Source organism: Holophagales bacterium, from assembly GCA_016719485.1.
Taxonomy (GTDB): domain Bacteria; phylum Acidobacteriota; class Thermoanaerobaculia; order UBA5066; family UBA5066; genus UBA5066.
Genome location: JADJZB010000009.1, coordinates 129051 through 154651, shown reverse-complemented (window position 1 = coordinate 154651; position 25601 = coordinate 129051). Strand labels below are relative to the sequence as shown.

General features: G+C 66.7%; 13 protein-coding genes and 2 pseudogenes. 12 read left to right on the top strand and 3 right to left on the bottom strand.

What is annotated here, in order from left to right; all coding sequences use genetic code 11:
* Positions 1-520 precede the first annotated feature (520 nt).
* Positions 521-1258 (top strand): RidA family protein, encoded by a 738-nt coding sequence (locus tag IPN03_08365; protein ID MBK9373732.1) that lies wholly within the window; start codon positions 521-523, stop codon positions 1256-1258.
* Here IPN03_08365 and IPN03_08360 read toward each other — a convergent pair.
* Positions 1160-1852, bottom strand: a complete 693-nt coding sequence (locus tag IPN03_08360) for a hypothetical protein (GenBank protein MBK9373731.1) — start codon at positions 1850-1852, stop codon at positions 1160-1162. The two genes, IPN03_08365 and IPN03_08360, sit on opposite strands and share 99 nt — an antisense overlap.
* A gap of 601 nt (positions 1853-2453) precedes the next feature.
* On the opposite strand from IPN03_08360, the gene IPN03_08355 reads away from it, so the two are divergent.
* The 4 genes from IPN03_08355 to IPN03_08340 all read left to right on the top strand — a co-directional run bounded on the left by IPN03_08355 (position 2454) and on the right by IPN03_08340 (position 12222).
* Positions 2454-3986 (top strand): PD40 domain-containing protein, encoded by a 1533-nt coding sequence (locus tag IPN03_08355; protein ID MBK9373730.1) that lies wholly within the window; start codon positions 2454-2456, stop codon positions 3984-3986.
* Positions 3987-4115: 129 nt separating this feature from the next.
* Entirely contained in the window at positions 4116-5270 is a 1155-nt protein-coding gene (locus IPN03_08350) for a hypothetical protein (GenBank protein ID MBK9373729.1), read from the top strand.
* 128 nt (positions 5271-5398) lie between these two features.
* Positions 5399-8440: a right-handed parallel beta-helix repeat-containing protein gene (locus IPN03_08345; protein ID MBK9373728.1), complete on the top strand. Its 3042-nt coding sequence runs from the start codon at positions 5399-5401 to the stop codon at positions 8438-8440.
* Between the two features lie 263 nt (positions 8441-8703).
* Positions 8704-12222, top strand: coding sequence for a hypothetical protein (locus IPN03_08340; GenBank protein MBK9373727.1), 3519 nt, complete (start codon positions 8704-8706; stop codon positions 12220-12222).
* Positions 12223-14600: 2378 nt separating this feature from the next.
* Here the strand turns inward: IPN03_08340 and IPN03_08335 are convergent.
* Both IPN03_08335 and IPN03_08330 read right to left on the bottom strand, forming a co-directional pair.
* Positions 14601-15152: a hypothetical protein gene (locus tag IPN03_08335; GenBank protein MBK9373726.1), complete on the bottom strand. Its 552-nt coding sequence runs from the start codon at positions 15150-15152 to the stop codon at positions 14601-14603.
* A gap of 276 nt (positions 15153-15428) precedes the next feature.
* Positions 15429-15833 carry a helix-turn-helix transcriptional regulator gene (locus IPN03_08330; protein ID MBK9373725.1) on the bottom strand — a complete coding sequence of 135 codons (405 nt, stop codon included), beginning with the start codon at positions 15831-15833 and terminating at the stop codon, positions 15429-15431.
* Between the two features lie 112 nt (positions 15834-15945).
* Between IPN03_08330 and IPN03_08325 the strand changes: the two genes are divergently transcribed.
* The 7 genes and pseudogenes from IPN03_08325 (at position 15946) to IPN03_08295 (ending at position 24151) form a co-directional block, all read left to right on the top strand.
* Positions 15946-17118: a toprim domain-containing protein gene (locus IPN03_08325; GenBank protein MBK9373724.1), complete on the top strand. Its 1173-nt coding sequence runs from the start codon at positions 15946-15948 to the stop codon at positions 17116-17118.
* A gap of 313 nt (positions 17119-17431) precedes the next feature.
* Positions 17432-18247: a hypothetical protein gene (locus IPN03_08320; protein ID MBK9373723.1), complete on the top strand. Its 816-nt coding sequence runs from the start codon at positions 17432-17434 to the stop codon at positions 18245-18247.
* A 623-nt stretch (positions 18248-18870) separates the two neighbouring features.
* Positions 18871-20067, top strand: coding sequence for a site-specific tyrosine recombinase XerC (gene xerC, locus IPN03_08315; protein MBK9373722.1), 1197 nt, complete (start codon positions 18871-18873; stop codon positions 20065-20067).
* 70 nt (positions 20068-20137) lie between these two features.
* Positions 20138-21416, top strand: a pseudogene (locus IPN03_08310) (DNA cytosine methyltransferase).
* Positions 21413-22470: pseudogene (locus tag IPN03_08305) on the top strand (hypothetical protein). Before IPN03_08310 ends, IPN03_08305 begins: the two co-directional pseudogenes overlap by 4 nt.
* 76 nt (positions 22471-22546) lie before the next feature.
* Positions 22547-22942, top strand: coding sequence for a DNA mismatch endonuclease Vsr (gene vsr, locus IPN03_08300; GenBank protein MBK9373721.1), 396 nt, complete (start codon positions 22547-22549; stop codon positions 22940-22942).
* Between the two features lie 699 nt (positions 22943-23641).
* Positions 23642-24151: a hypothetical protein gene (locus IPN03_08295; protein ID MBK9373720.1), complete on the top strand. Its 510-nt coding sequence runs from the start codon at positions 23642-23644 to the stop codon at positions 24149-24151.
* The last annotated feature ends 1450 nt before the right edge of the window (positions 24152-25601 follow it).

Below are 25601 nucleotides of genomic sequence, written 5' to 3'. Positions count from 1 at the left end.
GGACGAAATGGGCGGGGAGGTCTTTCCGGAGGCTGCCGAGAGCTCTTCCGCCCCGCCCGCTCTCTCGCTGAGCACGCGACCCGCCAGCCGGGCTCGAGCGATCCCATCTCATCGGGACATCTCGAGAACTTCTTCGCTTCGCCTGTTGTACTTCTGCCCTCCTTGCGGAGCTTAGAAGTGTGGGTCCTGCCTCCGGGATTTGAGATGCGCCGCTTCGGGCCCGCGTCGAGACGCAATAGGTCCTCTCGGTTTCGGACACCGAAGGGCACGGAGTGCGGGTTCCCGGGTTTTCGGCGATCCGGAAGCTGTTCTTTGGTAGAGACTTACACGCTCCCTGCCTGATGTCGTCGTTGGACCGACTGACCGAGCTCCTGTCGGCCAACCGGGGAGGAGCGCGGGGATTTGCAGCCCGGAATCCCGGTATCGACACCTCACAGCTCAGAGGTGGCGAGCCTCAGTGTTTACACGTTCCTGACATCGGCAATCATCTGAATTCTCGAGAAGGGCGGAGGATCGACAGATGGTCCCCGACGAAATCCCCGCGACGCTGGTTCGGCAGTGTCGGGCGTACACCGTTGCCGAGCAGGAAGAGCGCCGCTTTCTCGGCCTCCCACCGGACGCACCTGCACCGCCAGGCGCTCTACGCGATGCGAGACTGCCCTGCCGACGCCACATTCAGAAGAGCGCCGTTCACGCCCTCGATGTCCTGAACGAGGCACCCAACTACCCGCAACCAGTCTCCTTCTCCCGTGGAGTGAGAGTTGACGTCATCGGGCCAGTCACCCATCTGTTCCTCAGCGGGACCGCGAGCATCGGCCCGCTCGGCCTCACGCTCCATCCGGGTGACTTCCGAGCACAGTGCTGGCGCGCCTACAGAAACCTGACACGGCTCCTCGAGGCCGGGCAGGCCACGTGGCACGACGTCGTGAGGTGTACGTGCTACCTACGCGACATCGAGAGGGACTATTCGGCCTTCAACGAAATCCGAACGGAGTTCTTCGAGGCGCTGAATCTGAACCCGCTTCCGGCCTCAACCGGGATCCAGGTGGGCTTGTGCCGAAGCGATCTCCTCGTCGAGATCGAAGCCCACGCGATGCTTTCAGGCTCACCAGAGACGAGGCCGGCCACGCCGCCTCCAGGGAGGCCCCTTCCCCCTGCCTCAGTAGTCGACCCTCGCGAGGGTCTCCCCCCGCGAACTCTGGCCAAGCGAGTCCGTCACCACGACCGCGATCAAGTAGCGGCCCGGCGCCACAAGTGAGCCGTTCTCTCCTCGGCCGTCCCAACGCACTGTCACTGAACCGGGCGCAACCTCGCCTACCCGGATAGTCCTGAGAATCGAGCGTGACTCCAGGTTCATCGACGTCACCACCGCAGAGACATGTTCACCACGATAGGTACTGACCGCGAAGCTCACCTCCTGAGAACTCAGACCAGGCCGGTAGAGGGGCGGCTTCACCCGGACATTCGTCACGACTGGCCGTCCGCCGTGAACCACAACGCCGTTCTTCGAGAGCTCCTCGTGATGAGAGATCACGAAGATCCCGCGGATGTCATCCCGATAGTTGCCCTCGTCATCCACCCCGGCCCACTCGTACGTGAACTCCCCTGCGGGGTGGAAACCATCGAGAAACCTGCAGAAGAACCTCGGCGCCTCGCACGAGAGGTGGACGTAGTAGGTCTCCCTCGAAAAGACCAACACGATCTCTCCCGGTCTGTCGAACCTGTGACTGAACTTCAGGGGCGCGCTCTCGAACGGATCCCACTTGGCGTACTCCGGATGCGACTTGACCTCGGCGTCGCCGTCCTTTTCGGCAGTCCAATCGATCGTCCGCTCGTGCGCTCCGTCCGCCACAGTGGCGACCCAGCGATAGAGGCCGTCCCGAAGCCGTGTCCCGTCGGCAGCCGTTCCATCCCAGGCGTCCCGGTAGATTCCGGGCGCCCTCTGAGCCGTCGACCAGCGTCCTGGCAATCGCGCTTGCGGCGTCCTTCAGTACCAGGGTCTCTCGAACCCGAAGCGGCAAGATCGAGGTCAGGACAACCGATTCCCCCGCCCCAGCATCCAGCTCTCGGCCGCTCAGCGTGATTCTGACGTCGGCCAGCGTGTCGCCGGAAGGCACCGGACCCGCGCTCTCGTGAAGGTGAGGCTCTTCGTCCGTTTCCGAGCCGCGACTCGACGCCGGCGGTGCCGCGAGGGTGCACGCCGCGAGCAGAAGGGCGGGAAGAGGGACCGCAATTCCTCTCATGGCGGGCAGCACCCATCGGCGCGAACTCGTGGACCACGCTTGAAACACGGGACGAGGTGTGGAATCAGCGTTCAATTCGACTCCATCTGGCCCTGGTTGCGGGAACCATGTGTTAGCGCGACTCCGTTTGAGATCCAGGCCCTATTCACGTATCTCCGGATTCTACGAAGGCGAGGAGACTCTATGACATCACGACGAAGGTCGGCGCCGGTGCTCCTGGCGACAGCTGTGCTCGCGACCGCGCCCTCGCCAACCATCGATGGCAGTCGTCCTCCTCCTTCCATCGCCATCACAGCTCCCCGGGAGGGAGCAGTCTTCCCCCGAGATCTCGCGCCGCCGACATTTCGTTGGGAGGACACTCGAGGCGCTTCGTACTGGCGCGTCACCATCGAGATTCAGGGTGAGGCTCAAGGTGTCACCTACGTTTGCGAGAAAAGGGAGTGGCGGCCGGAGGCGGAAGCCTGGCAGCGAATCAAGGCGCGCTCGGTGGGTCGAACCGCGCGCCTTCTCGTTCAAAGGATCGAATCCGAGAGAGGGGAAGCCTTAGAGCCAGGCGCGTCGATCTCCTTCCAGACCTCGCCCGACCCCGTGGGCGCCCCGATCTTCTATAGAGAGGTCCCGCTTCCTGTGGCCTTCGCAATGGACCACAAGCCGCTGATCCGCTGGAGGCTCGGCGACGTCTCCTCGGCCGATCCGCCTCGAACGGTCTTGGCGGGAATGCAGACCTGCGCGAATTGCCATTCCTTCTCGTCCGACGGCCGGACCCTCGCGATGGACATCGATTTCGCCTCGGACAAAGGGGCCTACGCCATCGCCACGGTAGCCCCGACCGTCGAGATCGGCCGCCCCGAGATGATGAGCTGGGGCGAGTATCAGCGCGGAGACGGGGAGAGCACCTTTGGGTTCCTTTCGACCATCTCTCCCGACGGTCGCCATGTGGTCAGTACGGTCAAGGAGACGATCTTCCTGAAATTCATGTCTGATCCGTACTGCTCCCAGCTGTTCTTCCCCACGCGAGGGGTCCGTGTCTCCTACGAGCGCTCCAGCAGTCGATTTCAGGCCCTCTCCGGAGCCGATTCTCCCGACCTCGTGCAGACGAATCCGGCTTTCAGCCCTGACGGCCGATGGCTCCTCTTCGCCCGTGCCCGCGCTCCCGAAATTCCACGACACGGCAGCGTCATCGAGCCGGACGTCATATCCGCTATCGCTCCCGGTTTCATAGACGGCAAGCGGAAGATCTGCTTCGACCTCTTCCGGATACCCTTCAACGGCGGTAAAGGAGGCGTCCCGGAGCGGGTTCTTGGAGCGGCCGACAACGGCCGAAGTAACTTCTTCGCCCGGTACTCCCCCGACGGTCGCTGGATCGTCTTCTGCCAAGCAACCAGCATGATGCTCAATCGACCCGACAGCACTCTATTCATCGTGCCGTCGGAAGGGGGAGTGGCCCGACGCCTGACCTGCAACGCTCCGGGCCGTATGAACTCCTGGCACAGCTTCTCGCCAAACGGTCGGTGGCTCGTCTATGCCTCAAAGGCGACAGGTCCGCTCACACAGCTCTGGCTTACTCATATCGATGCTATGGGTCAGGACACGATTCCCGTTCAGCTCGAAGGTTGGGTCGATCTCGACCGCGCCGCAAACCTCCCCGAGTTCGTCAACCTCTCGCCGGGTGCGCTGCGCCAGATCACCGTAGCCCCCGAGATTCGCGACTCGACGCCATCGCTCCCCCGGCGTCCGAACTGAGATCGTCACGGACTCCGCCAACCGAGCTGGCGCCGCCGACAGGCAACTCACGCGCCAGCTCGACACCGCCAGCCAGGCCGGCCACGACTGCCGGCAGAAGAATGCAACTCAGAGACGAAGGAGGTCCTCGTGGAACTTCGGAAGTTCCGTCCTCTCGTTCTACTCCTGCTCGTAGTCTTCTCCACGCGTGCCGCCGAGGGAGCAGGGCGCCCGGCCAGCCACATCAAGCACGTCGAAGTGGCCCCTGCTGCTTTCCTCCCGAGCCTCGGACAGAAGGCCCGGCTCACCGCGCACCTTGCTTCGGGAGGCAGGCTGCGAGCCGAGGTCCTGGACCGAGACGGCTTCGTGATCCGGACCGTCGCCTCCGATAAGAAGGTCGCCGCGGGCCGTCTCACGCTTTCATGGGACGGGCGCGACGACTCGGGGCGTGTCGTTCCGGACGAGGCGTACTCGTTCCGCCTCGACCTGAGAACGGGAAAGGGCCGGAGCGTCTACTTCCCGGCGAACAAGACGGTCGAGATGTTCGACGTGCCTCCCGCGTACTACAGCAGGGCGGACGCGATTCTCGTCTACGAGCTCTCGAGGGCCTCTCGTGTTCATCTCCAGGCGGGTCAGGCGGCCCTCGATCCTGATCTCGGAAAGACGGTCGGACCCGTTCTGAAGACCATAGTCAATCGCGAACCGCGTCCTGCCGGCCGAGTCCTGGACCACTGGAACGGCCGAGACGAAACGGGGGAGCTTCTCGTTTCGGAGCTCCCGCATTTCGTCGTCAGCATCGCCGCCTGGCCCCTGCCCGAGAACTCGGTCATCACGACAGGGAATCGTGACGTTCGCTTCCTCGACTACGCCGCTACGCGCAAGGGGGTGTCGCGCATAACAGCCGTTCGTGGCCGCGGTCACCACCACGCCGGCCTCTCGGCCCTCGAGGACGTCAGTCCGGCCGCCACTGTCCTCGTCCGAAACGGCTCGAAGACGGGCCAGCACGGCTGCTGGCAGGTGACTGGCTCGTCCGCATTCCTGACCGTTGGTGTTACGGGTCCGACCGCACAGTACTTCCGAAGGCAGCCGGCCCACGTGTACGTGTACGAGGGGGTCAAGCAGCTCGCCAGGTATCCCGGCAGCCCTGCTGGAGTCGGCGCCGTGATCGATCTGGGCGGGCCGTTGACTGCGCGCAGGACGTTCGCTGTCAACTGGGCGAGCGATTTCGGCCCGACAGCTCCAGGAGTCTTCTGCCTGGAACCTCGACGAAGCACCGTTGTGAGTGAAGTGGGGGCCCAGCGGTGAGGGCTCTTCGGCTCGGTCTCGCGCTTGTAATCCTGCTCGTTCCGCATCTACGCGCCATCTCCGACACACAGGTAAGCGGCACCGTTTCGACTTCCGCGACGTGGACATTGGCTGGGAGTCCCTATCTCGTGACAGGCGACGTCCTCGTCGAGGGCGGATCGAGCCCGGTCCTGACGATCGAGCCGGGGGTGACCGTGAAGTTCGCGTCGGGAACGGGGCTCTTTGTCGGGTACGGTGACACTGGTGGGCTCCAGGCTGTCGGTACGTCGGCGCACCCGATCACCTTTACCTCCAACGACGCGAACCCAGCGAGCGGGTCCTGGCGATGCATCGGATTCTCGAGCCTCGCACTCCCGACGAGCCACCTCGCCCATGCGACCGTGACCTGGGCGGGGTCGTACGAGAACACAGGCATCTACATAGACCGCTCCTCCCCGACCCTCGAGAACCTCATAGTCACGAACTCCTCCGGGACCGGAATCACCGTCACCGGAGCCGGAGCCAGCCCGACCATTTCGAGCACGAGCCTGATGGACAACTCGGGGGTGGGGCTCAATCTCACGGATTCCGCTACGGCGAGCCTGACCGGGCTGACGACGACGGGCAACGGAGGATTCGCCATCTCGCAGGATCCCGGTATCACGCTCTCGGCCGCCTCTGGCCTCGTCGCCCAGGGGAACGGCGTGGATGCCATCGAGCTTAGGAACGGGTTCGTTGCCACGACCACGACGTGGAAGAAGACCGAGCTTCCTTACGTTTCGACGGGGTACTTGCTCGTCGCAGACGCGTCGAGCCCGGTCCTGACGATCGAGCCCGGCGTGACCGTGAAGTTCGCGTCGGAGACGGGGCTCTTCGTCGGGTGGGGCGGCCCCGGCGGGCTGCATGCCGTCGGAACGCCCGCAAGCCCGATCACCTTCACCTCCAGCGACGCGAACCCCTCGCCCGGGTTATGGAGGTGTATCCACTTCACGAACAACGCCCTCTCCACGAGCCGCCTCGCCTACGCGACCGTGACCTGGGCGGGGTCGTACGAGAACGCCGGCGTCTACGTCGACGGCTCCTCTCCAGCCATCGACAATGTGACGATCTCGCACTCCTCCGGGGCCGGCATCACCGTCACCGGGGCCGAAGCCAACCCGACTCTCTCGAGCGCGACCCTCACGAACAACGCTACTGCCGGAATCTCGATTGAGGGAGGATCCCCCTTCGTTACCGGCTCGCTGATACAAGCCAACGCCAGAACGGGAATCGTCGTGATCGGAGGGAATCCCGTCATCCAGGCGACGACCGTATCCGGAACCACGGCAGGGGATGGCTGGTCCGGGAATGGAATTGACCTTCGTGGGGGGTCCGCTTCAGTCAACCTCTCCACGATCTCGGGGAACGCCGCCGCGGGCGTATCCGCGGGCGGAGGGGCCGGGCACGTCGTCCAGAACTGCGTCTTCTCTGGGAATGCGGGCGGCGCGATGAACGACATACCAGCCAACCGGGTCATCGCCCGCCTGAACTACTGGGATTCCGCCTCCGGCCCATCGGGCCAGGGATTCGGCTCGGGCCAGCCGGTTTCTTCCGGGGTCATCTTCGACCCCTGGCTCACGGCTCCGCCAAATCTCAGCGAGTACGTCGCGGGCCTCCTCCTTGTTGGACCGCGGTTCAACCCTCTCGCCGCACCCGCTCGCTGGAATCTATCCAGCAGCACCTCCGGCACGTGGACGCTCTCCATCCGGGATCCGGGCCAGAACCTGATCCGGACCCTCGGCTCGACCGGCACGCCGACGACTCTGTCCTGGGACGGGAAGGACGGCGGCGGCACCCTGCAGCCGGATGCGACCTACACATACCTCCTCGAGATCGTCTCCGGCCTGGGCGCCGTGGCCGCACCGGCGAGCGGACGCCTATACCTCGACACGTCGATGGACGTTTCAATAGCCTCTCCCGGCGCAACCGAGACCCTGTCGAACGTCTACTCGAGCGGACAGCTGGCGTTCCCCGTCTCCGGCACCGTGGCGCTTCAATCACTGACCGAATGGATCCTCGAGTACGGAAGCGGTGGGACGCCGTCATCGTGGACGAGCCTGGCGTCCGGCACGAATCAAGTCGCTGATGCGACGTTCGCAATCTGGGACACGGCTCCTCTCTCAAACGGGCCCTACACGATTCGACTCACGGCATTCGACTCGCTCGACAATCCGGTCGAGGTCTGCATCCATCCGACCGTCGGCCACTTCTCGGTATCGTCTGACAGATGGGAGTTCGATCCCCGGGCTTCGGAGACGGTTTCCTACACCTCGATCGTGCCTTTCCCGCTTTCATTGTGGCTCTATACAAAGAACAGCGCGGGCCAAACGATACGAACCCTGACGAATGCCCAGCGGGACGCGGGCACGTATACAGAAGCGTGGGACGGGCGGAACGACGGATCAGCCCTCGTACCGGACGGGCTCTACTCCGTCATCGCGGAAGTCACTGACGGAACCCACTCCCTGACCTACGATCTGTCAGCCGATTTCGTCGACCTCGGAGCTCCCTATGGACTGGACGGCTTGACGATCCCCAGTTACGACCCGTTTGCCGGCAGCCCCATGACCTTGACCTACAAGCCATGGGCCCCCGGTCGCGTCACCGTCATCTTCTCAACCACGCCTCGGAGCCAGGGAGCGATAGTTGGAAGCTGTACGACCCCAACGGAGTTCTGCATCCTCGATCGTGAGTTTCGGTCCTCACAGAGCCAGACGATCACCTGGAGCGGTGTGGATCTGACCGGTCGCTACCGGAGCGACGCTCGCCAAGTGGCGATCTTCATTGAAAGCAACCAGTTTCCGAAGAACGGCGTCGTCGTCTACGGCTCTCCCATAGCGATCTCCAACATGAGCCTGAGCCCGGCCCGGGTACGACCCGGCATCGACAACCTCCAGATCGATTTCGACCTGGCACTCTCTTCGGGCGACACTGCGACCGTCGCGATCGCCTTCGTGAATCAGGAATCGCTCTCGCCGCTTCGAACGATCACGCTGACTGGCCGCTCCGCCGGCCACCACACGGCTACGTGGGACGGCCTCGCAGACAACGGCAGCCGCGTTGCCGAGGGCAACTACCTCGTCGACGTGTCCGCGACAGACAGCTCGGGCAACAAGCGGTCGGCCCAGCTCCTGACCGTCTTACAGTACTGAGAGGACTCAATCGAATGAGGACCCTACGCCCGTTCCTACTGATCAGCTTCCTCCTCTTGACCGTACCCGGATCGGTCGCGACCGCGCAAACGAACTTCTGCGGGAACGAGTTCACTCCACCGCCGGAGCCCCCGCGACCGCACCATGCCCCGTGCAATCCGAATCCCCAGTGCTGCCCAGATCGCACGAAGCCCTGTCCTGGGCCCTGCAATGCCTCTCCGTGCTACGCCGGGTCCGGGACCTACGTGGCCCAGGCGCTGGACTTGACCGTTCCCATCGAGGGCGGCGCCATCTCGGTCAACCGCTCCTACTCCAGCGCCCGCCTGGTCGACGGGATACTCGGCGTCGGCAACTCCTCGATGCTCCAGGCCCGGCTCTACTACGCTACCTACCTCTTTGCGGCGCCGAGCACATACCGCAGTGTCGCTGACGTTGTGATGCCCGACGGCTGGCAGTACCGATTCATCGAGACCACGCCGGGTCAGTTCACCCCGCCGGCCACCCGTCGCGACGTCCTCGTGCGCAATGCCGACGGCTCCTTCGACCTCACCCTCGAGAAGTCACGAACCGTCTACCACTACCTTGCCGACGGCAATGCCGCCTCCATCCGCGACCATGCCGGCAACCTGACTTTGTTTTCTTACGACGGCTCCGGGCGTCTCAGCCGCGTCGCCGACGGTTCAGGGAGCGGGCGCTACGTCGACGTCTTCTGGGGCGCCGACGGCCGCATCGCCTCCTTGCGGGATTCGGCGAGCCGTATCGTCTCCTACACCTACAATCTCAGCGGGTCTCTCGCCAGCATGACCGATCCGGCCGGGCGCCAGACGACCTTCTCCTATGTCACCGGGCGGTTCTCCACGCCACTCCTCTCCAGGGTCACCGACCCCTGGGGCCGCATCGTCACTGACATCGCTTATCTCCCCACCGATCAGGTCTTCTCCTATACCGAGAATGGAGAGACCTGGCGGATGTCGTACAACTACCAGGACGACCCGAGGCTCACCGCCAAGCTCGACAGCTGCGACAACACCTGGCGGCTGAGGTTTGGCTCGGACATCCAGATCACCGATCGGATAGCACCCGACGACTCAGCGACCAACACGGTGTACTCCCCGGAAGGCTGGGTTCAGCAGCAGACGGACCAGACCGGGATCCTGACGTCGTACACCTATGACACCGCGGGAAAGGTGACGTCCGTTACCCGGGATGCCCAGACCTCCAGCTCTGTCCGGTACGACTACGTCTACGACGCCGCCTTCCCGGAGAAGGTTGCCTCGGTCATCCCGCATGATCCCGCGACGAATCTCAGCGATCCGGACTGGCAGGCGTGGCGGTACGACTACCACCCTTCCGGCAGCGCGAGCCCAGGGGCGCTCTTCCACGTCTATCGGGTCCAGTCCGATGGGACGACGCTCGAGACGGTCGCTACCTATGAGTACGACACCGTCGGGCGGGTGACGCGACAGACTTCGGCGACCGGAGCGCAGACCGACTACTCGTACGATTCCTCCGGGAACCTCCAGTCAGTGACCGGCCCTGCCAACAACGACATGGGGACCCGGCCGCAGACGACCTACGCCTACGATTCCCTGGGCCGGGTAACGCTCGTGACCGACCCGCTGGGGAACGAGTCAACGTACACCTACGATCCCCTCGGCCGCGTTCTCACGGTTACGCTTCCGAAGCCTTCGGCCGGCTCCACCCTGGCTTTCACGACGACCTATGTTTACGATGAGTTCGATGCGAGCACAGGACTGGTCTTCACCCGGGTCACCGATCCCAATGGCAAGGTGACACGCCTCGGGTACGATCAGTTCGGCCGCCTCGCGCGCTCGGTCGACGCAGCCAGTGGCATTACGTCCTATTCCTACACCGCGGACGTCCTGAGCTCGATTACGGATGCCAACGGGAACGTGACGAGCTACCTGTACGACGCCCAGAGGCGGCTGACGAGGACGACCTTTCCGGACGGGGCCTACGAGAGCTATGCGTACACCGTCGACGGCCTTCTGCTTTCGAAGACCGACCGCAGGGCCGTGACGGTGACCTACGACTACGATGCCCTGAAGCGTCTGGTGACGAAGAGCTACTCGACCGGGGGAACGGTCACCTACTCCTACCAGGGACAGTTCCTGCTACAGGTCCAGGACACCGTGGCAAGCCCGCCCGAGACTCACGGCTTCACGTATGACCCGAGCTACCGCCTCTCCACCACGACCCAGGCGTCCCGGGGGAGCCTCACCTACACCTACCGCGCCGACGATCGGGTGGAGTCGATGGCGATCGCCGCAGGACCGACGACAACCCACACCTACTACCCGGATGGAAGCCTGAGGACGACCGACTGGAGCCCGGTAACGGGCAGCTTCCGCTGGGACTACACGCTGCCCGGGCAGTACCAGACGTTGACCCTCCCGATCACGCAGGCTCGCTCGTACACGTACGACGACCAGGGACGTCTGCTGCAGCTGGGGAACTCCTACGGGGGAACGACCCTGGCGGCCTTCTCCTACGGCTATGACCACGACTACGCTCTTGGGACTGACACGATTCTCGGGCAGAGGACGAGCGCGGCAACCACGCTCCCGGCGCAAGCGCTGACGGGGGCCCTGGCCACGTACCGCTACGATTCCCTCTACCAGCTGACCCGGACGGACTACCCGATAGCACCGCCTTTCAACGCCGAGATCCACCAGTGGACCTATGACGCGATCGGGAACCGGCTGACGAACACGATTGGCGGGAACACGCTGGCGTACTCCTACCTCCACAACGGCGCGAACCCACTCAACGGCCAGAGAGTCCAGAATGACGGCGTGAACGCCTACGGCTATGACGCTGCTGGGAACACCACTAGCCGTCAGGGCCCCGGGGGCAACTTCGCCTTCGACTTCGATCCAGAGAACCGCCTGAGCGCGATCACCGGTCCGGTGAACGCGGCCTACACCTACGACTACCAGGGGCGCCGAACAACAAGGACGGTGGGCGGTGTCACGACGACCTATCTCTACGACGGCCTCAACCTGGTCTCCGAAACGACGGGCGGCCAAACGACGCACTTTCTGAATGGCCCAGGCATCGACGAGCCTTTGGCGATGGCGAAGAGCGGAGCCGTCAGCTACTTCAGCGTCGATGGCCTCGGCTCGGTCGTCGCCACGAACGACCCGACCGGCACCGTTACGCACTCGGTTCTCTTTGATGCCTGGGGGAACGTCAAGGGGGAGACCGGTACGAGAGAGCATCCCTTCACGTATACGGGGCGTGAAGTCGGCGAGGCCGGCTTCCATTTCTACCGCGCTCGCTTCTATCAGCCGAGCATCGGTCGCTTCACTCAGGAAGATCCGGTGCAGGATCGGTGGCGTGAGTTCATCGTCCAGCAGGACTCTGCGCATGCCTGGAATCCCCACGGCTTCAGCGACCTGATGGGTCTCTGTACCTTGGGACGGAGTTCCTCGCTCCTCCCGAGGGGGACTTCTTCATGGACTGTCTCGAGATCTGCACGGGCCGGCCGACTAACGGTGACAGCTCCTCGAACGGGACGGCATGCAGACCCGGCGTTCTTCGGACCCACCTCATGTCATGGGGGCCTAAGGGGTCCCCTTCGAAGACGGTTTCTGTCGAGCGATTCTTCCGGTGCCCGACAGTGCTTGACGACCGGACCGACAAGAGGCACGTTCGCTGGACCGACGCCCATTGTCACTTCGCAGCTGGTGCCGCCGATGATCCTCGACCTTCGGCCCCAATCGATTCCACCCTGCCCCGGCGACTGCCCGATTCCGTAAAGGAGGGGCCGAAGAGATGCTTTCGCTCGCCGTTTCGGCGCGCCTGGATTGGGTTGCCGGGGCCATCGAGATCTGCAGGCGGCTCCGGCTTGCTCTGGCGTACCGCCAGACGACTGGACGGTTCATACTTCACTCGCTGTCAGACCTATCTGAGCATGCGCGAAGGCTCTGCGAATCGGACAACGCGGTGGTCGCGCCCCGGCGTCCCGAAGCCTGAACTCTTCGGCGACTAGTTGTCTTGCTGTGCAGGGATCCGCTTGAGGTCCGGAAAGGCACGGACGATCGTCATCATGAACGACATGCCGCGAGAGGATGGCAGCTGGTCTGGTCGATCGGATCCCGGTAACGCCGATTCGGCGGTGTTTTGCTCGATACCGAGCGGCACTTTCTAGGATGTTCCTGCTTTCTGTAGGCCTACCTTGTCTCGCACGCGGGTCAGTGCCACGTGGTTAAGTACGAAAGCCGAGATCGCCGCCATCTTGGACGCGACTCAGCATTCCATCTCGGGCTTCCTCAAGGACTGGGAGCAGGTCTGAATTTCACTCGAGCCGCTGACCTTCCCGGAGGCCACGACGACCCCAAGGAGCCGCCGAGGGGAGCCCGAAAGGGCGACCCCGGCGGCTCCGGCGCGCGGGGCGAGGAAGGTACGGGCGCGAGCACGGCGCGTGCCGGGGGCCCCTCCTCGGACCTCCCTCCGGCACGCGCCGAGCAGCGCCCCGCGAGCCCAAACGCGTTTGGGCCGCGCCGGCTGAAATGAGGCGCTCCGTTTCACTACGCGCAGGCCCCGCGCGCCTCCGGGGCATCGCCTCCGCTCGCTGATCGCTCGCTGCGGCGAGCCCTGCGGCCTAACAGAGTTAGGCCGACACCGCCGTGGTCGTACGGTGCGCGCGCCGCGGTCGCTGAAGGGCCTGTCAACGGCTCTCGCGAACGCGCCGCCGCACGCGCCTCTGGTGCTCGCGAGCTGCGCTCCTCGGCCCGGCGGCGTCGCGGGCGAGAGCCGCGCCAGGCCGTACTTCAGCGGAGGCGGCGCTGCGAGCGCCGCGGCTCTGAAGCGCTGGCACTGCGGGCGCGAAGATCGGGGCGCGGACCTCTGCGCGCCGCGCTTCGCTGCGGTGCTCGAGCACCGCGCCCCGAGCGCCCTCGCGCCAGCGCGGCCGGAGGCCGCCCGGGAGCGGCTAAGGAAAGAAACCTCGCGGCCCTCTTCGCCGTACGTCTTCTGCATCGAAGGGCTCGCAGGCAGACAACGTCTGCCACGGAGGCCTCGTTGGCTAACGTTTTCTGCCACTTTCTCGGCGACGTCGCTTTCGTCGTCGAGCCTGCCTCACCGAGGAGATGCCGCTGCATCTCCTCATAGCCGAGATGGGCCGAAGGGCGGGCCTTGTCCAGGGCGAGCGCAGCTCGCCGCGAAGCGGCCGAAGGCCCTGGACAAGGCCCGCCCCGAAGGCCACCCGGGTCCGTGCGCCCCGGTCCTCGGCCGTCGGAACCGGCTCTACGAGCCTCGCGCTGCGCGCGTCCTGACCGCCTGCGGGCCGGAGCGCGTCGTCTCTGATATCGCGGAGCCCTTGCGGTCTCCGCGTCGACGATGTCGCCGCGGGGGGCTCGACGAGGACGGCACGCTCGAGCTGCTTTCTTCCTTTCGCTGCCGCTCTCGTCGGTCTCGTCCTCGTCGTCCTCGTCGGTGTCCGCCCTGGCGGGAGGCTGCGCGCGCGAAGGTGCCCGAGCGCGGGCCTGCGGCCCGCGCGAGAGGACCGCAGCGCGGCCGAGCGGCCGCACTGCCAGGGCATTGAGCGCCGCGCCGCAGGGCCGCCTTTGAAGGGATGCCCGGCGCGGGGGCTGCGCGGGCGCGCCAAGGCCCGAGCAGTGAACGCGCAGGGGCTTGGCGTGCCCGGCCTCGCAGCCCGCGTGACGGGCCTTTAGCTGCTCGCGCGGCCGTGAAGCGGAAGCTGAGCTTCCGTAGGCCGTGCGCTCCCTACACCCGCGGGCGGTGACGGTCGCAACTTGTTCGACCGCAGGGCGCGCCGTGCGCGCCCCGGAGGCGGGAGGCCCGCCCCTCGCTGCGCGGCGAGGGACATGGCTGACTCCGGGCCGCCGAAGTGCACTTCGGCGGAAGCGGCCCGGCCCGACGCGGCGGCGCGAAGCGCCGGGACACGGAGGCCGCCCTCGGCCGCAGTGACGCGGCCGGGTCGGGATGCGAGGGGCGTGACGGGCGGGAGGCCGGGAGGGGCCCGCCCGGCGCGACGCTCGCAGAGGGTCCGGCTCGACCGGGCCTTCCGCCGGAGCCGCCCGCGGGTGCCCTTTCGTGCTCTGGTGCTCTGCGCGCCCTGGCGCCACGCGAGACGTGTCGTGCAGCGGTTTCCTAAACCGCGTGCCGGCGGCGGTCAGTCCTGTGGCGGTGGCGGGGGAAAGACTGCTTCGGACGTGAGGGCTGCCCGCGTCTCCACCAACGCCGCCAGATGGCTGAACGTGGCGATCTCGAGATGCGACAGCCTGAACGGCCGATACGGGAGATCGAGAGTCCACGCCTGGCCCACGAAGAGCTGTGTCCCCGGCTCCTGTCGCGGCTCACCGAGCCGCTTTCCTCCGGGCTCGTAGTCCGCAACCCAGAGCCGGCCATCTGGAATCACCGTGACCGGCAGGACGACGTATTCGGCGCGATCGCGCTGCCGCACGAGATCCAGCGTGACGTCCTGCGCTGAGGCGATGGCCTGCGCGACCTTCTCGAAGACATCGCGGTCGGAGCTGACGATCTCACCGGGCTGTCCCGGAGCCCGCCCCACCTGGTCGATCCGCTTCCCGACCGGCTGGCCCTCGGGATAGAGGCCCTCGGCCTGTTTGAGGATGTGGAGATCGGTGACCGGAGGGACGGTGCTGCCGCGAAGCGGCTCGTAGCGGATGACCGTGTGGAAGGCCTCCTCGGTGCGGCGTGGCACGCGGTGCACGACGAGGGGTAGAAGTCCCGGATGTTTTTGCACTCGGCGCAGAGGACGAGGCAGGCCCGCCCTTGCGACTTGCGGGCCCGGATATCGAACTGCCGCGCTTTCCCTGTGACGGGATCGGTATAGGTCCCGCCGTGCTCACACTTGAAGCCGAGGCGCTCGAGCTCGGAGAGGACCTCCATCTCGAAGGCGAAGTCGGAGACCCCTTCCAGGTACTCCTTGATGTCCGCGGCCCCGATCGCTTCTTCTTTGAGCTTCACGCGTGCCGTCTCACCCGACGATCTTCCGGATCTTGCCCTGGGCGATGAGGGCGTCGACGAGCTTGATGGCGGTCTCCTGGTCGTCCTTGGGGAGCTGCTCGAGCTCGCGGAAGCGGCGCAGGAGGCGGAGATTCTTGACGTGGGCCTCGTCGGGGACGACCTCGCCGAAGAGCTGGTCGAGGGAGACCTGGAGGGTGCGGGCGATCTGGAGGACCTTGCCGACGGTCGGGAAATTGACGCCGGTCTCGTACTTGGAGACCTGGATGTAGTGGACGCCGACGGCGGCGCCGAGCTCCTTCTGGGAGAGGCCGCGCTTCTTGCGGATCTCCTGGAGCCGGCGCCCGAAGGTGAGGGCCTCGGTGGAGCTGGGCATCAGCAGCAAGGTAGCGCCGGTTTCCAGAAGGGCCTTGCTCATCGGGCTTGGAGTTTCGCTAAAGACTTAGTCTAGAGTCAAGCGTTAATAGAAAGTCTTTCCCGCCAGCCTCTCTTGACAGGGTCGGGCGGGAAGGCGGGAACGGAGGTGCCCGATGCCCCGAATCCCCGACGAGCTTCTGGCGCGCATCAAGCAGGAGGTCCCGCTGGCGGAGCTGATCGGGCGCCGGGTGGCGCTCAAACCCCACGGCGAGAACCTCCTCGGCCTCTGCCCGAACCACCCCGACAAAACTCCCTCTCTGGTCGTCACGCCGTCGAAGGGCCTGTGGCACTGCATGGGCGCGTGCCAGACGGGCGGCACGGCGATCGACTGGGTGATGAAGAGCGAGGGCGTCAGCTTCCGCCACGCGGCCGACGTCCTCCTCTCGGAATTCTTCGCGCTCGAGTCCTCGCGCCTCTCACCTCCGAAGCGCTCCACCGTCCGCACCCTCGCCTCGCCCGTGGAGCCGGAAGCCTCGGAGGAAGAAGCGAAGCGCCAGGTCGTCGCCTACTACCACGAGACACTCAGGGAGAGCCCCGAAGCCCTCGCGTATCTCGAGCGGCGCGGCCTCACGCATCCCGACCTCACGAACCACTTCCAGCTCGGCTTCTCCAACCGCACCCTCGGCCTGCGCCTGCCCCTGATCAATCGCAAGGCCGGCTACGAGATCCGGACGAAGCTCCAGAGCATCGGGATCTACCGTGCTTCCGGCCACGAGCATTTCGTCGGCTGTCTGGTCATCCCCGTCTTCGACGAGGCCGGCAACGTCGCCGAGATCTACGGCCGCCGCATCGACGACCCCGCGAAGAGCGGCGCACCGAAGCACCTCTACCTCCCTGGAGCCCATCGCGGCGTCTTCAACGCCGCGGGGCTGAAGGGCCGGAAGGAAGTCATCCTCTGCGAGGCCCTCATCGACGCCCTCACCTTCTGGTCCGCCGGCTTCCGCAACGTCACGGCGAGCTACGGCGTCGAGGGCTTCACGACCGATCACCTGGCCCTCTTCCAGCGCGAAGCCGTCGAGCATGTCCTCATCGCCTACGACCGCGACGAAGCCGGCGACAGAGCCGCCGAGGCCCTCGGCAAGAAGCTCGGCGCCTGCGGCATCGCCACCTCGCGCGTCCTCTTCCCGAAAGGGATGGACGCCAACGACTACGCCCGCAAGGTGACGCCGCCGGAGAAGTCTCTCGGCCTTCTCCTCCGCAGCGCCGAGTGGAAGGGCGCTACGAGCGGCCGGCGGCGGCCGCCACCGTACCCGTACCCGCGACAGCAGCTAAAGAATCTTCTTTAGCCGCCGCGGAGCCCGCGGGCGCATTCGCGCCCGCGGCTCCGGCGATCCCGGAAGAAGCCGCTAAAGAAGAAAAGATCGGCGAGCTCGTCAACGACGACGAGGCTCTCTTCCGCTACGAAGACCGGAGCTACCGCGTCCGTGGCCTGAAGAAGGCGCTTCGGAGCGGAGGTCTTTCCGTCAGCGTCGAGGCCCGCCGCGAGGGCGACCTCTTCGCGCCTCCTCGCCTCTGTCGGGCTGGTTTCTCGACCGCTTCGACTTCGTCTCCTCGCGCCAGAGGACCCTCTTCGAGAAGCAGGCCTCCCACGAGATGGGCGTGAAGGCCGACGTCGTCCGCTGGGACCTCGGCCGCATCCTGCGCTCTCTCGAAGAGCTGCAGCGGAAGGCCCTGGCCGAGGCGCTCAAGCCGTCGACGCCGGCCCACGTCATGACCGAGGAGGAGAGGGCCGAGGCGCTCGAGCTGCTCACGAGCGAGGACCTCGTCTCCCGCATCCTCGCCGACTACGAGAGCTGCGGCGCCGTCGGCGAGGAGACCAACAAGCTCCTCGGCTACTTCGCAGCCGTCTCCCGCAAGCTCGCCCGCCCCCTCGCCGTCATCGTCCGCTCCAGCTCCGCCGCGGGCAAGACGGCCCTGATGGAAGCCGTCCTGGCGCTCGTCCCGAAGGAGGACCGCGAGAAGTACTCGGCCCTCTCCGAGCACTCCCTCTTCTATTTCGAAGGGAAGGACTTCAAAAACAAGATCCTCGCCATCGTCGAAGAGGAAGGGGCGCAGAAGGCGGCCTACGCCTTGAAGCTCCTCCAGAGCGAAGGCGAGATCACCATCGCCTCCACCGGCAAGGATCCCGGCACCGGCAAGCTCGTCACCAAGGAGTACCACGTCGAAGGGCCGGTCATGATCATCCTGGCCACGACGGCCGTGGAGGTCGACGAGGAGCTCCTCAACCGCGCCATCGTCCTGACCGTCGACGAGGTCGCGAGCAGACCCGGCGCATCCACAAGCTCCAGCGCGAGAGCCAGACGCTGGAGGGCCTCTTCTCCCGCGAGGAGCGCGAGGAGATCTACCGCCGCCACCACAACGCGCAGAGGCTTCTGCGCCCCCTCCACGTCATCAACCCTTACGTCCGCGAGCTGACCTTCCTCGACGACCGGACGCGCACCCGGCGCGATCACGTCAAGTACCTCACCCTCATCGAGTCGATCGCGCTCCTCCACCAGTACCAGAGGTCCGTCAAAGCCGAGACGCGCTTCGGGCGGACGAAGGAGTACATCGAGGTCCTCCCCTCCGACATCGTCCTCGCCAACCGTCTCGCGGCCGAGGTCCTCGGCCGCTCGCTCGACGCTCGAGTACGTCCTCGTCCACCGCGGAGGCCGGGGCCAGAGCTTCGTCTACGAGCTCCTCTATGACGGCCAGGGGCAGGACGGGGAGCCCTTCCTCATCGGCCTCTGCGACGCCGAGACCCTCACCGGCAAGAGGCCCGAACCCATGCGTACGTCCACGACTTCCGCGGGCTCGGAGGCCACCTCCGCGGGTGGTTTCGGGGGGCCTTTGGGGGGGCCTTTCGGGGCCTTCCGTGGTCCCGTCCATCGTGCCGGAGGTCGCTCCCCATGCGGCTTTGGCGGCGATGGCGGCCGAGGCGGGCGGAAATGGAGATAAGGGGCCTCTCCTGAAAGCGTACGCACAGGCGGACCGTAGTCACATGCCCGGACCGGCGCGGCCTACGTCCTGCGAACGCCGGCCCTCGCGCGGGGGCTCTGATGGCGCGCAAGGGGCAGAAGAAGTCCTGGCCCTTTCTCGACCCCCACCGACCCCCGAGGGGATGCCAGGTCCTGCGGCTCCTGTGGCTCGATGCCCTGAGGACCCGCGGCTACTCCGACCCCTACGTCCAGAACTGCGAGAGTGCCCTCGGGGCCTTCATCCTCTGGGCCCAGGAGCGCGGCATCACGAAGGCGCGCGAGGTGACGCGGCCGATTCTCGAGAGCTACCAGCGCTGGCTCTTCCACTATCGGCGCGAGACGGAAGAGGGGGACGAGCCGCTGTCGCTCCGAACGCAGGCTGAGCGCCTCTCGGCGCTGAAGGGCTTCTTCAAGTGGCTGGCCCGCTCCGGCTACCTCCTCGCCAACCCCGCTTCGGAGATGGAGCTGCCACGCATCCCTCCACGAAGGCCGCCCGAGGTCCTCTCCGTGGCCGAGGTGGAACGCGTCCTCGCGCAGCCCGATCTCGAGATGCCGATGGGGCTGAGGGACCGGGCGATCCTGGAGGTCTTCTACTCGACGGGGATGAGAAGGAAGGAGCTGTCGCGCCTCCTCGTCTCCGACGTCAACGCCGAGGCGGGGATCGTCCGTATCCGGCACGGCAAGGGGAAGAGGGAGCGGATCATCCCGATCGGCACGCGGGCTCTGGCGTGGATCGCGGGCTATGTGCGGAACGCCAGGCCCCAGCTCGTAGCCACGCCCGACGACGGGACGCTCTTCCTCACCGTCAGCGGCAAGCCCTTCTGGCCCGACAACCTCACGGACCTCGTGAGGCGGTATGTCGAGGAGTCGGGCGTGGGCAAGCCTGGCTCCTGCCACCTCTTCCGCCACACGGTGGCGACCCTGATGCTCGAGAACGGCGCCGACATCCGCTTCATCCAGGAGATGCTCGGCCACGCCACCCTCCAGGCCACCGAGATCTACACCCACGTCTCCATCCGCGCCCTCAAGGAGATCCACGCCGCCACGCACCCGGGGCGGGACTGGGGCGGCGGCGCGGACGAGAGGGACGAGGCCGAAGAAGGGGTCGGAGAGCCGTCTATTCCACCCCAGAGCCTCTTATGCCGCCCGCCCGCACCACCCCTGACCCCGCCCGCGCCGCCGCTTGACACGCGGGCACGTGCACGTGTCTTCTCAAGGAGGAAACGATGTCCGAGACACCTCTTTCGGCCCGACAGATCCGGCACGGCAAAGCCGTAAGCGGCGCAGAAGCGCCGCCTGGAGCGCGCCGCTGCCCCGCAGGGGCGCGGCCGTGAGCCGGAGCCTCCGGGTGGCCGACCTTTTCTCCGGCGCCGGCGGGCTGTCGGAAGGGTTTCGGCAGGCCGGCTACAAGATCATCGCCGGTACCGACGTCGACCCGGACGCCTGCGCCACCTATGCCCTCAACTTCCCCGAGGCGGTGACGGTCTGCGGCGACATCCGCGAAAAGGGCGTGAGGCGCGCGCTGCTGGAAGCCGCCGCGGGAGCGGACATCGTCGTCGGCGGCCCGCCGTGCCAGGCCTTCTCCCAGGTCCGCAACCACCGCCGGCTCATCGAGGACCCGCGCAACTCTCTCTATCGCGAATTCGTGAGGACCGTCGCAGAGCTCGAGCCGATGGCCTTCGTGATGGAAAACGTCCCAGGGCTCGAGCAGATGGGCGTCAAGGAGCAGGTCCTGGAGGACCTCGCGCAGAAGGGTGCGTACCAGGTCTCGTCCAGGGTCCTCGATGCCGCGGACTTTGGCGTCCCGCAGACCCGCCGGCGCATCGTCTTCACCGGGATCCGCTCGGGCCTCGGGCTCCGAGCCTCCCGTGCTGCGGGGATCCGGGGCGACGGCCGCCTTCTCGCTCGAGCGGCGCAACGGCAGCGGCCCCGTCCGCTACGAGGTCACCGAGCAGCCCAGCCTCTTCAGCTTCATGGAGAAGCTCCGTAACCCGGATGACCCTTCCTTCGTCACGGCCGAGCAGGCGATCGGCGACCTTGCGGGGCGCAAGGCTGGAGACAAGCGGGAAGAGATTCCCGCGGACGAGCTGCCGGCGCCGTCCTCGGCGTACCAGCGGGAGATGCGGGAGCGGCTCGGCGGCGCTCTCCTCAACACCAGCGTCCCGTGGATCAACGCCGACACCGAGATCCGCCTCTCGGCCCTGCCGCCCGGCGGCAACTTCCGCGACCTGCCCGAGGAGATGACCGAGCGCTACCTGACCGGCAACCTCTGGGGCCCGCACAACGGGACCGGGCGGCTCGGCCGGCAGCACTACTACGCCTATCGCCGGCTCCATCCGGGCATGTGGTCCTGGACCCTGAACACCAAGGCCGACTCCGTCTACCACTACCGCGACAAGCGGGCGCTGAGCGTGCGCGAGTTTGCTCGGCTCCAGTCCTTCCCCGACCGCTTCGTCTTCACGACCGACCCCCGACGCGGGGAGCTGCCGGGCCGCATCGAAGGCGGCGCCGGCCACTCCCGCTACCGCCAGGCCGGCAACGCCGTGCCCCCACTGCTCGCGCGCGCCATCGCCGTGTCGCTCGCCGAGCGTCTCGCCGCCGGGAGGCGCATGCGTAAGACCGCGTGAAGAAAGAGCTCGAGCCCGCCGAGATCCAGAGAGCCTTCGGATCGGAGAGCCGCCGCCAGATGCTGGAGGAGTACTTCGGCAAGGCGGGCAAGGTGACGCCGGCCAACGCCTGGAAGCACGTCTACCGGCTCCTGCTCTGGACCGACCGGACGACGGGCCTGGCCCACTGCTACGAGAGCGACAAGGCGCAGCCCGGCCGGCCCTGGTACGCCCGCTCGCTCGCCTTCCACGACTGGGTCTCTGAAGGTCTCGGCGCCGCTCCGGGCGACCTCGGCGCCGAAGTCGACTGGCTCTTCACCCGGGGAACCGAGCGGCTTGCCGCGGTCATCGCCCGCCGGCAGGCCGAGAGGACCGGCCGTGCGGCCGAACAGCGTGCACCGTACGACGGCCGCGGCTTCCCCGAGCCGGGCGAGGACCCGGCGCTCGAGTCGCTCGTGCGCGAGGAACTGGCGCCGTGGCTCCCGTCGCCGCCGCCACCGGCCGCCATGAGGAAGCTGACGCAGCGGATCCGGACGCACCTGGCGCAGGAGAACAAGCGCAAGAACCTCGTCGGCGAAGGCTTCGAAGATGTCCTCGGCTCACTCATCGGCCGGCTTCCGGGTGCCGCGAAGATGAAGGTGAACGGCCGGCCGGTGCTGCACAGCCTTCCCGGTTTCCGGCCGCCGCCGGGCAACGAGAAACCGCGGAAGGTCGACCTGGCCGTCATCGGGCCGGGCAAGCGCCGTGTCCTCGTGAGCGCCAAGTGGAGCGTCCGCGCCGACCGTGAGGAGCAGTTTGGCGTGGACTTCGAAGCGTACGCGCGGCTCGAAGACGCCGGCCGCGACTTCGACTTCGTCCTCATCACGAACGAATTCGATGCCGCGCGCCTGAACGCCGCCTGCGAGCGGCGGCGGCAAAACGCCACGCTCTTCACCTCCGTCGTCCATGGAACCCCCGCCGGGCCGCTCGCCGCCTACGGCGAGAGCTCCCGGGCTCGGCGGCGAAGCTGGCCGAGCACGTGAAGAGCGGCCGCCTGATGAGCCTGGAGCGCTGGCTCTCCAAGCTCATCGGCTGAGAGGCGGCGCGCAGGGGCGCGCCGCACGGGGAGCGCCGTGGCCGACGTCTTCACCCGCGAGAAGCGCTCGGAGGTGATGGCCGCGATCCGGGCCAAGGACACGAAGCCCGAGATCGCCGTCCGCCGCGCACTCCACGCGATGGGCTACCGCTTCCGCCTCCACGCCGCCGCCCTGCCTGGGCGGCCCGACATCGTTATGAAGAGGCTCGGCCTCATCGTGCAGGTGAAGGGCTGCTTCTGGCACGGGCACCGTTGCCTGAAGGGCCGCGTCCCCGGGCTCCATCGCCGCTACTGGCTCGAGAAGATCGCGGGGAACAAGGCGCGCGACGCTCGCAACGAGAGGAAGCTCCGGGCCACGGGCTGGTCGGTGAAGACGATCTGGGAGTGCCGCGTAAGGCGCTCGAGCCCGGAGGAGCTCCGCGCGAGTCTCACGAAGGTCCTGCGCCAAGCCGAACTGCGGGGCGGGCGGTAGACTGGCCGCATCGTGCAGAACATCGTCGCCGAGCCGAGCCTGGGGACGGCCTACGCAGCACCGGCGCCCGCCTGTTATCCCGGAAACTCGCATCGGGGCTTTCGACTTCTCCGCGGCCACGTGCACCGAGCCTCTGGGGTACGGAAGTGCCGATGGGCAGCGGGCTTGCGGGGATTCCTGGCCGGGGGATGACGGAGGATCTCTTCCTCTTCACTCAGGAAGATCCGGTGCAGGATCGGTGGCGTGAGTTCATCGTCCAGCAGGACTCTGCGTACGCATACGTCTGGAATGCACCCACGGCCTTCAAGGACCCGATGGGTCTCTATACCTTGGGTGACGGAGTTCCCTCGCTCACTCCCGATGGGGACTTCTTCATGAACTGTCTCGAGATCTGCACGGGCCGGCCGATAACGGTGACAGCGTCCTCGAACGGACGGCATGCAGACCCGGGGCACGCCGGAGGCACCTCATTCGACATCCGGCCTAATGGAGCTCCTTCGAAGACGGTGTTCTGTTGCGCGCGATTCTGCGGCGCGCCCTACGTGCTGGACGAGCGGACCAGAAAGACGAAGTTCGGTACCGGAGCGCATTACCACTTCCAGCTGGTGCCGCCGAGGAAGCCTCGACCTTCGGCCCCCAACTCGATTCCACCCTGCCCCGGCGACTGCCCGCCGATTCCGTAAAGGAGGGGCCGAAGAGATGCTTTCGCTCGCCGTTTCTGTCGCGCTCTGCATTGGTGCTGCCGGGGCCATCGAGGATCCTTGCGCACAAGCGGGTCCGGCTTCGCTCTGGCGTGCCGTCCAGGCACAGTACTCGACGTACAGACTGAACTCGCTGTCAGACCTCTCTGAGCATGAGCGAAAGCTCTACGAATCGGAGAACGCAGGGTCGTGCCCCGGCGTCGCAAAGGCTGATTTCTTCGGCGACAAGGTGACTTCCTATGCACTGATCTTGAGGTCCGGGAAAGAGGCGATCGTCATCACGGCACGACATGCCGCGAGAGGATGGCAGCTGGTCGAGGTCGATCGAATCCCAGATGGCTCCGTTTCGGCGGTGTTTGCTGAACCCAAGGGCACTTTCGAGGATGTTGCTACGGGAGAGAGGCGCTCAAGCAAGCACGCGGTCGTCCACGTGGTTAAGTACGAAAGCTCCTCGATCGTCTACATCTTGGAGGACTCAGCATTCCATCCAGTCTTCCTCAAGGACTGAAGCGGCGCGAAGTCTGAACCGACCGCTGACCTCCCCGGAGGCCACGACGCCCCGAAGGAGCCGCCGAGGGGAGCCCGAAAGGGCGACCCCGGCGGCTCCGGCGCGCGGGCGAGGAAGGTACGGGCGCGAGCACGGCGCGTGCCGGGGCCCCTCCTCGGACCTCCCTCCGGCACGCGCCGAGCAGCGCCCCGCGAGCCCAAACGCGTTTGGGCCGCGCCGGCCAAATGAGGCGCTCCGTTTCACTACGCGCAGGCCCCGCGCGCCTCCGGGGCATCGCCTCCGCTCGCTGATCGCTCGCTGCGGCGAGCCCTGCGGCCTAACAGAGTTAGGCCGACACCGCCGTGGTCGTACGGTGCGCGCGCCGCGCGGTCGCTGAAGGGCCTGTCAACGGCTCTCGCGAACGCGCCGCCGCACGCGCCTCTGGTGCTCGCGAGCTGCGCTCCTCGGCCCGGCGGCGTCGCGGGCGAGAGCCGCGCCAGGCCGTACTTCAGCGGAGGCGGCGCTGCGAGCGCCGCGGCTCTGAAGCGCTGGCACTGCGGGCGCGAAGATCGGGGCGCGGACCTCTGCGCGCCGCGCTTCGCTGCGGTGCTCGAGCACCGCGCCCCGAGCGCCCTCGCGCCAGCGCGGCCGGAGGCCGCCCGGGAGCGGCTAAGGAAAGAAGCCTCGCGGCCCTCTTCGCCGTACGTCTTCTGCATCGAAGGGCTCGCAGGCAGACAACGTCTGCCGCGGAGGCCTCGTTGGCTAACGTTTTCTGCCACTTTCTCGGCGACGTCGCTTTCGTCGTCGAGCCTGCTCCTCACCGAGGAGATGCCGCTGCATCTCCTCATAGCCGAGATGGGGCCGAAGGGGCGGGCCTTGTCCAGGGCGAGCGCAGCTCGCCGCGAAGCGGCCGAAGGCCCTGGACAAGGCCCGCCCCGAAGGCCACCCGGGGTCCGTGCGCCCCGGTCCTCGGCCGTCAAGGAACCGGCTCTACGAGCCTCGCGCTGCGCGCGTCCTTGACCGCCTGCGGGCCGGAGCGCGTCGTCTCTGATATCGCGGAGCCCTTGCGGTCTCCGCGTCGACGATGTCGCCGCGGGGGCTCGACGAGGACGGCACGCTCGAGCTGCTTTCTTCCTTTCGCTGCCGCTCTCGTCGGTCTCGTCCTCGTCGTCCTCGTCGGTGTCCGCCCTGGCGGGAGGCTGCGCGCGCGAAGGTGCCCGAGCGCGGGCCTGCGGCCCGCGCGAGAGGACCGCAGCGCGGCCGAGCGGCCGCACTGCCAGGGCCTTGAGCGCCGCGCCGCAAGGGGCCGCCTTTGAAGGGATGCCCGGCGCGGGGGCTGCGCGGGCGCGCCAAGGCCCGAGCAGTGAACGCGCAGGGGCTTGGCGTGCCCGGCCTCGCAGCCCGCGTGACGGGCCTTTAGCTGCTCGCGCGGCCGTGAAGCGGAAGCTGAGCTTCCGTAGGCCGTGCGCTC

Excerpts from the sequence above, each read along its gene's own strand:
- IPN03_08365 (MBK9373732.1), top strand. The coding sequence starts at position 521 with ATGGTCCCCGACGAAATCCCCGCGACGCTGGTTCGGCAGTGTCGGGCG.
- IPN03_08330 (MBK9373725.1), bottom strand. The coding sequence starts at position 15,833 with ATGAGCAAGGCCCTTCTGGAAACCGGCGCTACCTTGCTGCTGATGCCC.
- IPN03_08325 (MBK9373724.1), top strand. The coding sequence starts at position 15,946 with ATGCCCCGAATCCCCGACGAGCTTCTGGCGCGCATCAAGCAGGAGGTC.
- xerC (MBK9373722.1), top strand. The coding sequence starts at position 18,871 with ATGGCGCGCAAGGGGCAGAAGAAGTCCTGGCCCTTTCTCGACCCCCAC.
- vsr (MBK9373721.1), top strand. The coding sequence starts at position 22,547 with ATGGCCGCGATCCGGGCCAAGGACACGAAGCCCGAGATCGCCGTCCGC.
- IPN03_08295 (MBK9373720.1), top strand. The coding sequence starts at position 23,642 with ATGCTTTCGCTCGCCGTTTCTGTCGCGCTCTGCATTGGTGCTGCCGGG.